Genomic DNA, 12,795 nt, shown 5'->3' with positions numbered 1-12,795 from the left:
TTCCCGCTCCGCCGAATACTGAGTGCGGGGCCAAGCCTGTCAGGATTTGGAATAGACCTCTAAGACACCCTTCGCCTTCGATCGGGCGAGCCGGTTCAAATTGGCTTTCTTGAAACGGCTTCTTCGACAAGACGGACCGTCGCGAAGAGCCGCAACCGTCACGTCGGCAGCGACAATAGCATAAAATTCAGCCCTATGAAAGGGTTGCGTCCCGGTATGCAGGAACGCGCCGCCAAGCTTTCGCGGCTCGGCGGCGCTTCAGCGTCGAGAAATCGCGGCGGGTGTCAGGAGCCCTTGCCTGGCTTTTCGCTGAAGTACTTCTCGAACTTGCCGGTCTCGCGCTCGAAGTCCTCGCGGTCGGCGGGCGGCTCGCCCTTGACCGTGATGTTCGGCCAGACCTTGGCGTAGTCGGCATTGACCTTCAGCCACTTGCCGTCGGCCTCGTCCTCGGTGTCCGGCTTGATGGCGTCGACCGGGCACTCGGGCTCGCAGACGCCGCAGTCGATGCATTCGTCGGGATTGATGACGAGGAAGTTCTCGCCCTCGTAGAAGCAATCGACCGGGCACACCTCCACGCAGTCCATGAACTTGCAGCGGACGCAGGCGTCGGTGACGATGTAGGTCATCGAAAACTCGGATGAGATCGGACGGAGTTAGGCGCGGGCGTTTTCGAAGTCCCGGGGCCGCTTGTCAATGCGGCTTGGTCGCCGCCGAACCCAGGAATTCTCTAGGCGCGGCCAGAGCGGTCGTCTTTCTGGCGCCGCGCGACATCGGGTCGTCTGGACGCAAACCATTTCTTATTGAACGAACATGAGTATGCCGCCCGGGAAACGTCTAATAAAAACAAGGTCGGAAAGCCGACACATGAGAACTGAAGCCTTGGCTATCCAAACCAGCGTGGAAGCCGACCCCGCCACGCGCGCCCTGGCCAGGGCGCGTGCGCGCGCATTCGGCGAATTCGTTCGCCAAGTTCCGTTCGCCGCCGCGCTCTTGGACCGTGATCTGGCCCTGGTGGCAGTCAGCCGCGAATGGGCGGCGCAAGGCGTCTCGGCCGGCCTCGCGGTCGGCGACGACGCCGCAGCTGGCGGCCTGGTGGCGCCGGGCGACGTCGCGGCCTTGCTGGCCTGCGCCGAGGAGGGGATCGCCTTCTCGCGCTACCTGCCGGCCGTCGACAAGGACGGCGTCCAGCACGTCTGGCGCACCGAGTTCAGCGCCTGCCGCGACGGCCTCGAGGGGGCGGAGGAAACCTACGCCGTGATGGTCACGGCGCGTGACGTCACCGGCTATGCCGACAGCGTGCTGCGCGCCGAGCGCGACAAGCAGCGTCTGACCATGGCGCTGGAGCTGGATGAGCTGCTGGTCCGCGAATACGATCTGAAGACCGGCGAGATCTATTTCTCGGGCGCCGCGCCCGAGCTGCAGAAATACTGCGCGTTCGACAAGGACCCGCTGGAGATCGTCCATCCCGAGGACCGCCAGCGCTGCGCCGACGCGGTGGCCACCCGCAAGCTGGGCGAGGCGCGGGTGTTCGAGTTCCGGCTGAACCGCGACGACGGGGTCGAGACCTGGGTCCGCTCGGTCGGCAAGGTGTTCGTCGGCCAGGACGGCAAGCCCGACAAGCTGGTCAATCTGTTCAAGGACATCACCGACCGCCGTCGCCAAACCGAGGCGATCGAGACGCTGGCGTTCAAGGATTCGCTGACCGGCCTGCCCAACCGCGCCCTGTTCCAGCACCGCTTCCAGGAGGCGGTGACGGCGTCCGAGACCTTGGGCGAGATGTTCGGCCTGATCATGATCGACGTCGATCACTTCAAGGACATCAACGACACGCTGGGCCACGACGCCGGCGACGCGCTGCTCAAGCGTCTGGCCGGCATGCTGCAGCACGCCTTCCGGGCCGGCGACACGGTCGCGCGCCTGGGCGGCGACGAGTTCGCGGTGATCCTGCGCGGCCTGCACGGCGAGGCCGACATGATGCGGCCGATCGCGACCCTGCAGGAGCTGTTGCGCCGGCCGATCGAGCACGCCGGCCGCAGCTTCACGGCCAGCGCCAGCATCGGGGCGGCCCTGCACGGCGACCCGGACGCCGATCCGGCCCACATGATCAAGAACGCCGACATCGCCCTCTATCGGGCCAAGGAGGCCGGGCGCAACCGCAGCATCCTGTTCGAGCCGTCGATGCGGTCCGAGGTCGAGCGGCGGATCGAGCTGCTGCGCGACGTCCGCGCGGCCCTGACCGAAGACGAGTTCGTCCTCTACTATCAGCCCGTCGTCGACATCCGCGAGGGCAAGGTCGCCGGCTTCGAGGCGCTGATGCGCTGGAACCACCCGGAGCAGGGCGTGCTGCCGCCGGCCCGGTTCATGGCCGCCTTCGAGGACCAGGACCTGTCGCTGAAGCTGGGCGACGTCGCCTTCGAGCGGGCTCTGAAGCAGATGCGCGCCTGGATGGACGCCGGCGTCGAGTTCGGCCGGGTGGCGGTCAATATCTCGGCCGCCCAGTTCCGCAGCGGCCGCCTGGCCGAGGAGGTGCAGGAGCGCCTGGCCCGCTGGAACGTGCCGTGCGACCGCCTGACCATCGAGGTCACCGAGAACGTCTATATGGGTTGGGGCTCGGACCTGGTCAGCGACACGGTCCGCCGCCTGCACAAGGCGGGGGTGATGATCGCCCTGGACGACTTCGGCACCGGCTACGCCAGCCTGGCCAACCTGCGCCAGTTCCCGATCGACCGCCTGAAGATCGACAAGTCCTTCGTTCAGAACACCGAGGACGAGGCGATCGTGAAGGCCGTGATCACCCTGGGCTCGTCGATGGGCATGAAGGTGGTGGCCGAGGGCGTCGAGGACGCGGCCCAGCTGAAGGCGCTGGAGCACTACGGCTGCGACCAGGTGCAGGGCTACCACTTCGGCCGGCCGATGCCGGCGGACCAGGTGGCGGCGTTCCTGGCGGGGTTTACGATTTAGAGGCGGACGCGGCTGTTTCCATCTCGCCCTCCGCTCTAGGTTTTCCGCCTCCTGGCGCGATCAGGTCGCGAGACGATCCTTGAGCATCCGCAAAGTGGCGATCACCCCGTGGGCGGGCCAGTCATAGGCGATCGAACCGCCCAGTTGGGCGGACATGCCTCTGACGACCATCTTGCTGCCGAACCCAGATCCCTCGGGCGGCTTGACCGGCGGGCCGCCCCGTTCGGTCCAGACCACCACGACGTCCTGGTCCTGGGCGGTGCAGGACACATCCAGTGTTCCCGCGGCGACCGACAAGGCGCCATATTTCAGGGAGTTCGTGGCCAGCTCATGGATGACCAGGGCCAGCGTCGTGGCCGCCCCCTCGCCAACGCCCATCCGCGGGACGGACACCCGAATGCGTCCGCTGAAGGCGCCCAGGTCGTCATAGGGCGCCAGGAGGACCGAAAGCAGATCGCCAAGCAGCGCCGCCTTGCCCTCTTGGCCAGGAATGGGGCGAACGAGATCGTGGGCGCGGCCCAGGGCCGTTAGCCGATCGGTCAATTCGCGCGCCATGTCGGTCGCTGTCTCGGTCGAGCGCGAGGTGATCGCCGTCAGGGCCGAGGCTATGGTCAGCAGGTTCTTGACCCGGTGGCTCATCTCACCCGCCAGCAGCTCGTTGGCTTCTTCGGCCTGTTTGCGACCGGTGACGTCGAGAAAGACCCCGACCATGATACGGCCGATCATGCCGGCGTCGTCGCCTTGTCCGCGCGCCGAAATCCATCGGACATCGTCTACGACCAGGATCCGGAAGTCGATTTCATAGGGGCCGACGATCCCACGCGTCGCCGCGAACGCGGCGCGGACGCGATCGCGATCGGCGGGGTGGATGTGGGCGGACAGATCTTCGAAGCGAACCGCCGTCGTGATCGGCACGCCCCATAGGCCATAGCCCAGCGCGTCCATGACCAATTGATCGGTGTCGACATTCCATGACCAAAGGGCGACGCCCGCCGCGTCGACCGCCCGCCGGAGCTGCTCGGTGTTCCAGACGTGGGGCGCGGACTCTGGATCGGACAATGGCGTGCTCTCGGACGTTGGCCGTCAGCAGTATCACGGCGCGAGCGTGGCCGTGGATATATCCGGCCGTCACCGAGGGCCGCGTCAGGGGTCTTTCCCTATCGCGGATGCTCGGCGGGTCCGCGTTCCGGTCAAGGGGGCTGTGTTCCGAGAAATAGCCGGTGGCGCTCTAAGCCTACGGCTTGAGCCGCACCGGCGCGATCTGGCCGCTGCCGACCACCCACAGCTCGCCCTTGCCCGTGGTGACGTACATCGGCTGCCGATAGAGCAGACTGAGGAACACGTGGGTCTCGAGCGGGGTCGGCGAGACCAGGTGCGAGACCACCATGCCCTCGGTCTTGGCGCCGGGGGGCAGCTTGGGTTGGGTGACGGTCAGGCAGCTGGCCGACAGGGCGTCGCGCTCCTCGACCGTCGAGCCGTCGGCGCTGATCGTGAAGCGGTAGTGGCCGCCGACCGGAATGACGCCCTGGCCGGGGCTGGGGGCCAGCATCCAGACCAGCCAGCCGTCGCCGTCGGGATCCTTGAGAATGGCGCTGTTGTAGCCAGGCCGGCACGCGCCGGACAGGAAGGACGCGGCGGTCTGGCGGGCGGCGAACATCGCCCGCTCCTCGCCGGTCAGGCGGCGGTTCGCCGGCTCGGTGACCGGGCCGACGCCCTTAGCGCTGACCTCGACGTCGTAGCCGACCTCCAGGCCCTCGCCGACGTCGCGCAGGAAGCGGACCTTGGCGACCGTGCCGTCGTCCTCGACCAGCCAGCCCTTGAGGCCGGCGGCCGCCAGGTCGGGGACCTTGGCCGCCACCGCGTCCGTGGCGCGCCAGGCCGACAGGTCCTGCCGGTACAGGGCCACGCCCATGCGCTGCAGCTGGGGCAGGTCGAAGGCGCGGATCGGCGCCTGGGTCTCGGCCAGCGCCGGCGTGGCGGCGACGAAGCCGGCCAAGGCCAGCCCGAAAAGGTGGGGTCGAAGACGCGTCATGGTTAAGCTCCTCGCCCCGCGATGACCCAGGGTAGCGGATCGGGCGCGAAGGTCTACCCGTCCACCGCCTCGTATAGCCCGCGCGCCTCGCTGGCGGGTCCGCGCCTTTCGCCGCAGTCCAGCACCCGCACGGCGATCAGTCGCCCGGCGAGGCCGAACACCAGGACGTCGCCAGGCTTCACGCTCCGCGATGGCTTATCGACCCGGCTCTCGGCGCCCGAGCGGGTCAGGCGGATCCGGCCTTCGTCGACGAACTTGGCGGCCAGCGAGCGGGTCTTGAAGAACCGCGCCCGCCACAGCCAGATGTCCGCCCTCACCGAATCCTTGGCCGCGTCGTTCGTGGCGTCGGTCATGACGCGGCCTGCCTAGCGGCCTTCTGGGCGGCCGGTTTGCGACGGCGAGGCTTCTTCCGTCGCGGCGGCGGCTCGGTCAGCTTGGCCAGGGCGGCGAACGGCGAGTCCGGTCGCGCCTTGATCGGTTTCTGCTCCAGCTTGGCCGCGCCGCGCCGCTTCCAGACGATCGGCGCGTCCGGCTTGGCGCGGATGGCCGGCGTGTAGTCCAGGGCCCGCAGCACGGCCGAGGCCTGGGGCGCGGTCCAGCCCAGCTCGGCCAAGGCCGCGTCGGTCAGCACCACCCCGCCGGGCCGCTGCTCGGCGCGCAGCAGGGCGTCCAGCTTCTCCAGCGCCTCGATCGGGATGCTGAAGCCGGCCACGGCGCGCAGGCCGCTGGCCGACAGCTCGCGCGGCGACGGCTCGGGCTTGGGCAAGGGCTCCAGCGTGGTCAGGGCCCCGCGCCAGCCTGATGGATTGAGCGCCCGCGCGCAGGCCACGGCCTCGGCCTTCAGCACGCCGGGGCAATAGAGGCTGAACGCCCCGATCCGCACGCCCAGGCTCTTCAAGGTGCGCCGCTCGCCCTGGCTCAGGGCCTTCAGTTCCGGATCGACCGGACCCTTGTCCAGCACCCCGCCGGCCTCGAGCAGGCGGTGGGCGATGCCGCGCGGCAGGCCGCGCAGTTCGCCGCCGGCCAGGGCGCGCTCCAGCTTGCGCAGCGGCGCCAGGCTGCGGTCGACCTCGCCGGCCAGGAAGGCGTCCAGCCGCCGCTCGGCGCGTTCGCGGGCGGGCAGGGGGCCCAGCTCACCCAGCAGGCGGGCGCGCGGCGACAGCAGCGGCAGATCGCGGCGCACCGCCCCGGCCACCTCGCCGCGCCACAGGATCGCGCCGTCGGGCGTCAGGGCGAAGGCGTCGTCGGCCTCGCTGGCCAGCAGGCCCAGGCGGCGGGCGATCTCGGGCCCGACCGCGCGCTGGGCGGCGTTGCGCAGCGCCTTCTCCTCCAGCGGCGAGGCGCCCTTCTCGGGCGTGAAGGCGACGCCGGCCAGGTGGCCGACCACATGGCCCTCCACCGTCACCTCGCCGTCCTGCCCGACCCCGGCCAGCAGGGTCTCGCGCTCGCCCAGCTGCTTCATCAGCACGCTGGTGCGGCGGTCGATGAACCGGGCCATCAGCTTTTCGTGCAGGGTGTCGCTGATCCGATCCTCCAGCTGGCGGGTCAGGCCCTGCCAGTGGGCGGGATTGGCCACCCAGTCGGGACGGTTGGCGATGTAGCTGAGGGTCCGCACGCCCGACAGCCGCGCGGCCAGGCTGTCGATCTCGCCGTCGACGCGGTCCAGCGCCTTGAACTGGCCGCCGACCCAGTCCTCGGGCAGACGCTTGCGGCCGGTGGTCAGGTCGTCGAACAGGGTCCGCGCCATGCGCTGGTGGTCGTCGTCGGTGGTCTTGCGGAAGTCCGGCGTCTGGCAGACGTCCCACAGCCGCAGCAGGGCCGAGCGGTCGGTCTTGCAGCGGGCGATGACCTCGTCCTGCTTGGCCAGGGCCCGCAGGGTGCGCTCGTCCAGCGCCTCCTGCGACAGCGACAGGCCGTTGCGGCGCGGCGTCTCGGCCAGCGACCGCAGCAGGCCGGGCAGCGAGCCGAAGTCCAGGCGCGCGTTGCGCCATTCGGCGGCGACGATCGGCTCGAACGTGTGGCTCTCGACCGCCTCGACCAGATCCTCGTCGATCTCCTCGCAGTCGCCGGTGACGCCGAAGGTGCCGTCGCGGGTGTAGCGGCCGGCCCGGCCGGCGATCTGGCCGACCTCCTGCGGATAGAGCCAGCGGGTGCGCTTGCCGTCGAACTTGCGCAGGCCGGCGAAGGCCACGTGGTCGACGTCCATGTTCAGGCCCATGCCAATGGCGTCGGTGGCCACCAGGAAGTCGACCTCGCCAGACTGGTAGAGCGCGACCTGGGCGTTGCGGGTGCGGGGGCTAAGGCTCCCCATCACCACGGCCGCCCCGCCCCGCTGGCGGCGGATCAGCTCGGCGATCGCGTAGACCGCGTCGGTGGAGAAGGCGACGATCGCCGTCCGCCGGGGCAGGCGGGTCAGCTTCTTGGAGCCGGCGTAGGACAGGTTCGAGAACCGCTCGCGCCCGACGATCTCGGCGTCCGGCAGCAGGCGGCGAACTAGATGGGCCATGGTCCCGGCCCCCAGGAACATGGTCTCGAACTTGCCGCGTGCGTGCAGCAGGCGGTGGGTGAAGATGTGGCCGCGCTCGGGATCGGCGCACAGCTGGATCTCGTCGACGGCGAGAAAGTCGACCTCGCGCCCCAGCGGCATGGCCTCGACCGTGCAGACGAAATAGGCCGCGCGCGGCGGGACGATCTTTTCCTCGCCGGTGATCAGGGCGACGCTGGCCTTGCCGCGCAGCTTGACGATCCGGTCATAGATCTCGCGCGCCAACAGGCGCAGCGGCAGGCCGATCATCCCCGAGGCGTGGCCCAGCATCCGCTCGACGGCCAGATGGGTCTTGCCGGTATTGGTGGGCCCCAAGACCGCGGTGAGCTTGGAAGGGGCCAGGCCGGCCGAACGGTCACTCATGGAGTCAAGGTGGGGCGGGAATCGAGCGGGGGCAAGGCGGGCCTAAGATGTTCCTGAGTGCTCATCAAGCTTGAACAAAAACGGCCCCTTCGCCCCGGCCAAAGACAACAACGGCAACGCCGCGTCGCTACCTTCTCTGTCAGCCATATCCAGCCAATGAGCGACCGCTGCAGTTGCCTCGGCAAAGTCATTCGAAGAGTGATTGGCTATAAAGGTAAAAGCGCTTTGCGATTCATTCTTATATTCGGCATTGAACATGCCGGGGTAGCGAGCGCTAAACCAAAGTAAGTATAGCTTTGTCTCAAAATGCTCTTCTTCGTAAATTTCATAAAAATTACGACAACATTCAAATATCAAGAACTCCGTTGCCGGTGGGTGGTAGTTCTCATTCTTGGTATTCAGGTCCTTGCTTCCGTGCTTCATAAAGTTGTAATTTGTATTCAAGGTGTTGAGGAAAGCGGACTTCGCGTCATCCTTTACCAGTTCGGAAACGGTTGCTCGAAAAGATTTAACGCCATTGGCTGTAGCCGTTGCTTCGATTATCTCATTAGCGGCGCCAGCCAGAACGTGCGCAGAAATCATATCGTGCTGGCATATAAAAAGGCGGATTGCGCGTGCGAGAAGCGAGCAGACGACCTGCTTCTTTGTGATCGTCCATGAACCTTCATGTGGCTGGCCGAGTTTAAGCGTTTTGTTGTTCCGGCCAGCCATTGGACTCCATCCGCATTTGCAATGGGCTGTCTGCCCAGGCAGCCGACCTCCCGGTCGGTGCGATCCTTAAATCTCTTAGAGGCTGCAGCGTGCGGGGCTGTTCAGGTCTGTCAAGGACGACGCTTCGCGTCGCCACGCGTGGCCGCCGGAGGCGGTCCTTGACTGACCTGAACAGCCCCGCGATCGTCTCGCCGTGAGATGTAAGGATGGTTCCTTCCCGAGGCGGGAAGGGTTCTCACACAGCTCCCAAACTCCCGTCATTCCCGCCCTTGTGGCGGGAACCCCTCTGTCCGCCGCAAAGGCGGATGGGTGGCGGGCCAGCCCGCCAATGCGCTTCACGTGTCGGCTGAACCAGGGGTTCCCGCCACAAGGGCGGGAATGACGGATGATGGGGTTGGCGAATAGGAAGCACGGGGATTGATCGCGCTGTATCCCCGGCGTTCGCGAAACAGAACCCAACATAATCAACAGCTTCTCACTTTTACACGCCCCTGAATGATCCGCGTTCAGCGCCAGGCCATACTTCTCCCTGCCCCGTCGCGGGGGAGGGCGTTCAGCTGGCGACCGAACGAGCGATGGGGGCGATCGAGCGGGTAGCGCTCGTCGGGGTCTCCTCGGAGACGCCTTCGCGACCGATCCAGCGGCGGGTTCCCTGAAACATGGGGCGAAGCTCTGGCGGCGAGGGTTCGACGGACGCGCCAGGCGCGGGCTGAAATCGCCCGCGCGGTCCGGAGGGAACGCATCTCTCTCCGCCCGCCGGGGGCCTCTTTCGGAAGCGGGTTAAGACCCCGCGCGTCGAAGGCTCATCGGATAACGATCGCGCGGAGCGCTCCGGCCCAGGCCGAAACGGTACTCCATCAAACCCTACTCCGGGCCTCGCCCGGTCGCTTCTCCATCGCCTCCCCAACACCTTCAGCGGAAAGCCGCGTGAAGCCGATGTCCCTTGCCCCCACCGGGGGAGGAGCGCGCAGCGCGGAGGAGGCCAGTGACCTCACCGTTCGAACACCACCTTGCCGTCCACCACCGTCAGCACGGGCTGGGCCGTCAGGATCGCCTTGGGCTCCACCGTCATCAGGTCCTTGTCGAACGCGGTGACGTCGGCCTTCTTGCCGGCTTCCAGCGTGCCCAGCTCCTTCTCGCGGAACACCGCGTAGGCGGGGGCTAGGGTCAGCATCTTCAGAGCCTCGGCGCGGGTGACGGCTTCCTCCAGATGCCAGTCGGCATTGGCGAAGCCGGTCAGGCTGTGGCGGTAGACGGCGGCGTAGAATTCGATGCGCGGGTCGCCGACCTCGACTGGGGCGTCCGAGCCGGCGGCCACGACGACCCCGGCCTTGAGGAAGTCCTTCCAGCGATAGCCCTCGTGCAGGCGGGCCTGACCCAGGCGGGCGGGCGCGAAATAGAGGTCGCCGATAGCGTGGCTGGGCTGCATCGAGGCGATGACCCCCAGCTTGGCGAAGCGCGGCACGTCGGTGTCGGCGACGATCTGCGAGTGCTCGATGCGCCAACGGGCCTGGGTGTCGCCAGCCAGGCTCTGTTCGAACCAGTCCAGGGTCATGCGGTTGCCGCGGTCGCCGATGGCGTGCATGGCGACCTGGGCCCCGACGGCCTTGGCCTGCTTCATCAAGGCCAGGCCCTTGTCCTGTGGGGTCAGCTGCAGGCCCAGGCCTTCCGCGTCGCTGTAGGGCTCGAGCAGCGCCGCGCCGCGCGAGCCCAAGGCCCCGTCCATATAGAGCTTGATCCCCCGCACCCGGATCAGGCCGGTCGGGTCGACCTGCGGGCCCTTGGCGAGCACCTCGGCCGCGCCGCTGGGGTCCATGTAATTGTCGACCCGGATGTGGAACGCGCCCTTGGCGGCCTCGTCGCGCAGCAGGGCCAGGTCGTCGCCCATGACGCTCATATTGTCGAGGCCGGTCCAGCCGCGCGCCGCGTAGAGCGCCCCGGCCTTGCGCAGGGCCTCGCGCTTCAGGGCTGCGCTAGGCGGCGGGATGACGCCCTCGACCAGGGCCTGGGCGTGGTCGATCAGCATGCCGTCGGGCGCGCCGTCGGGACCTTTCAGGATCTTGCCGCCAGCCGGGTCGGCCGTGGCCGTCGCCACCCCGGCCTTGGCCAGGGCGGCGCTGGAGGCGACGCTGGCGTGGCCGTCGGCCCGCTCCAGCACCATGATCCGGCCCGGCGCGGCGGCGTCGAGATCGGCCTTGGTCGGGAAGCGCTTCTCGGGCCAGTGGGTCTCGATCCAGCCCCGGCCGAAGATCGGCCCGTCCGGATGGGCGGCGGCGTAGGCTTTTACCGTGGTGACCAACTCGGCCAGGGACTGGGTCTGGTCCAGGTTCAGGGTCAGCTCGCGCAGGCCGATGCCGGTCAGGTGGGCGTGGGCGTCGACGAAGCCCGGATAGGCGGCCGCGCCCTTCAGGTCGAGATCGCGAACGCCCTTGGCCGCCTTGGCCTTGGCGGCGGCCAGCGGGCCGACGAACAGGATCCTGTCGTCGCGGATCAGCACCGCCTCGGCGGTCGGGGCGGCGTCGACGCCGGTGTGGATCGGGCCGCCGTGGATCAGCAGGTCTCCGGCCCAACTTTTGGAAGGCGGCGCGGCGGTCATAGAGGTCGCGGCCAGCAGGGCGGCGAGAACAAAACGGCGCAAGAGCGACCTCCAAGCGTAGCAAGAAACGGAAAACGTATGGCGCACCCCTCGAAACTCGCAACAGGCCTGCTATTTTTTCCGCATGACCGCCCAGGGTTTCGCTCTCTTCGACACGGTGATCGGACGCTGCGGCCTCGCCTGGGGCGAGCGCGGCCTGATCGGCGTGCAATTGCCGGAAAGCTCGCCGGGCGCGGCCTGGGCGCGGCTGCGGCGGCGCTTTCCCGACGCGGTCGAGGCCGAACCGCCGCCCGAGATCGAGAAGATCATCGAACGGATCCGCGGCCTGCTGGCCGGCGGTCGTGACGATCTCTCCGACGTCCCGCTCGACCTGGGCCAGCAGCCGGCCTTCAACCTGCGGGTCTACGAGATCGCCCGGGCGATCACGCCGGGCGAGGTCTCGACCTATGGCGAGGTCGCCAAGGCCATGGGCGAGCCGGGCGCGGCGCGGGCCGTCGGCAAGGCCCTGGGCGAGAACCCCTGGCCGATCGTGGTGCCCTGCCACCGCGTGCTGGGGGCTTCGGGAAACATGGGCGGCTTCTCGGCCCCGGGCGGCGCCGAGACCAAGGCCAAGCTGCTGACGATCGAGCGGGCCAAGACCAGCGAAGCGCCGACCCTGTTCGATCTGGAATTCTCGGTGGCCCCGCCGCGCGGGGGGTAAGACGCCGACGCGCAACGGAGAGAATAAAAGAGGGGATGAGAGCTAGCTCAATGACCATCCGTCCACGCGTCTTAACGCGCGGTAACGCTTGCCCGAACAGGGGCGAAACGAATCAGGACCGAATCGGCGACGTTCGCCAATTCGGTGTTTGTTCCCTACAAGCTATTGTATCTCAAAGCGCATTAACCACAAATTGGTTTCGCCGGGACGCTTTGGGCAGGGCCGCTACTTCGCGGCCGTTTCGCCAGGCGGACACTCGGCGGAGATCCGCTTGGCGCGCAGGTCGCCGGCCAGGGGCATGCCGCTGATCGTCTTGATGTGGATGTCCATCTTGAAACTCTCGGGCGCGTAGACGCCTTCGGCCGACACCGGCGAGACCCGGTCCTTCTTGTCGGTCCAGGTGCCCTTGAGCTGGATCTTGCCGTCCTTCACGACATTGGTCGTGTAGTCGCAGCGATAGCGGCGGGTGCAGATGCCGCGCGAGAACTGCTCGGCGTCGGCGGGTTTCAGGCACTTGGTCTCACTGCTGACCGGAATGCCCGCCAGCCGGTAGCCGTACTCCCAGTAGCCCGGGAGAATCGTCGACGGGGCCGCGGCGCGGGCCGTGGCGCGCACGACGGGCTGGGCCAGGCTGAAACCGGCGATCGCGACGCCGGCGGCGAGCGCCAGGGCGGAAGCGGCGAGGGCGGTGGAACGCATACGGCGGGTCTCCTTCATGCCGTTCCTATATAGAGAGCCAAATGAACCGTGCTTGAAGGCGGTGATGAGGCGGCGGGTTCCTTCGCCGATGCGAGAGAGGCTTGGCCGAACGGGCCAGACCAGCCTTGACTCGGGGTGGACCCTTCGCCTATATCGCCCGCTCTCGCGCGGTCGGCCCTCAAGTCAGC

General features: G+C 67.8%; 10 protein-coding genes. 2 read left to right on the top strand and 8 right to left on the bottom strand.

From position 1 onward, the window contains the following. Positions 1-284: 284 nt before the first annotated feature. Entirely contained in the window at positions 285-626 is a 342-nt protein-coding gene (gene fdxA, locus ABIC66_RS00660; RefSeq protein ID WP_354067301.1) for a ferredoxin FdxA, read from the bottom strand. 238 nt (positions 627-864) lie between these two features. On the opposite strand from fdxA, the gene ABIC66_RS00655 reads away from it, so the two are divergent. Beyond that, on the top strand, positions 865-2,961 hold the full coding sequence (locus tag ABIC66_RS00655; RefSeq protein WP_354067300.1) for a putative bifunctional diguanylate cyclase/phosphodiesterase: 2,097 nt from the start codon (positions 865-867) through the stop codon (positions 2,959-2,961). 60 nt (positions 2,962-3,021) lie between these two features. Here ABIC66_RS00655 and ABIC66_RS00650 read toward each other — a convergent pair whose 3' ends face one another. From ABIC66_RS00650 to ABIC66_RS00620, 6 genes are all read right to left on the bottom strand, one after another. Beyond that, complete coding sequence (locus ABIC66_RS00650; RefSeq protein WP_354067299.1) at positions 3,022-4,020, bottom strand: sensor histidine kinase; 999 nt, start codon at positions 4,018-4,020, stop codon at positions 3,022-3,024. 175 nt (positions 4,021-4,195) lie between these two features. Continuing rightward, the gene (locus tag ABIC66_RS00645; RefSeq protein WP_354067298.1) at positions 4,196-4,993 is read right to left on the bottom strand and encodes a hypothetical protein; all 798 of its coding nucleotides are present in this window, start codon (positions 4,991-4,993) and stop codon (positions 4,196-4,198) included. A gap of 53 nt (positions 4,994-5,046) precedes the next feature. Beyond that, positions 5,047-5,346, bottom strand: coding sequence for an RNA-binding S4 domain-containing protein (locus ABIC66_RS00640; RefSeq protein WP_354067297.1), 300 nt, complete (start codon positions 5,344-5,346; stop codon positions 5,047-5,049). Then, entirely contained in the window at positions 5,343-7,901 is a 2,559-nt protein-coding gene (locus tag ABIC66_RS00635; RefSeq protein WP_354067296.1) for a helicase-related protein, read from the bottom strand. Before ABIC66_RS00635 ends, ABIC66_RS00640 begins: the two co-directional genes overlap by 4 nt. 42 nt (positions 7,902-7,943) lie before the next feature. Then, positions 7,944-8,612, bottom strand: a complete 669-nt coding sequence (locus ABIC66_RS00630; protein WP_354067295.1) for a hypothetical protein — start codon at positions 8,610-8,612, stop codon at positions 7,944-7,946. Positions 8,613-9,603: 991 nt separating this feature from the next. Next, positions 9,604-11,250: an amidohydrolase gene (locus ABIC66_RS00620; RefSeq protein WP_354067294.1), complete on the bottom strand. Its 1,647-nt coding sequence runs from the start codon at positions 11,248-11,250 to the stop codon at positions 9,604-9,606. 82 nt (positions 11,251-11,332) lie between these two features. On the opposite strand from ABIC66_RS00620, the gene ABIC66_RS00615 reads away from it, so the two are divergent. Next, positions 11,333-11,908 (top strand): methylated-DNA--[protein]-cysteine S-methyltransferase, encoded by a 576-nt coding sequence (locus ABIC66_RS00615; RefSeq protein WP_354067293.1) that lies wholly within the window; start codon positions 11,333-11,335, stop codon positions 11,906-11,908. Between the two features lie 225 nt (positions 11,909-12,133). Here ABIC66_RS00615 and ABIC66_RS00610 read toward each other — a convergent pair whose 3' ends face one another. Continuing rightward, positions 12,134-12,607, bottom strand: a complete 474-nt coding sequence (locus ABIC66_RS00610) for a DUF3617 domain-containing protein (RefSeq protein WP_354067291.1) — start codon at positions 12,605-12,607, stop codon at positions 12,134-12,136. Positions 12,608-12,795 lie beyond the last annotated feature (188 nt).

This window comes from Caulobacter sp. 1776, from assembly GCF_040545685.1.
GTDB lineage: Bacteria > Pseudomonadota > Alphaproteobacteria > Caulobacterales > Caulobacteraceae > Caulobacter.
This window is presented reverse-complemented; position numbering and strand designations above follow the sequence as displayed.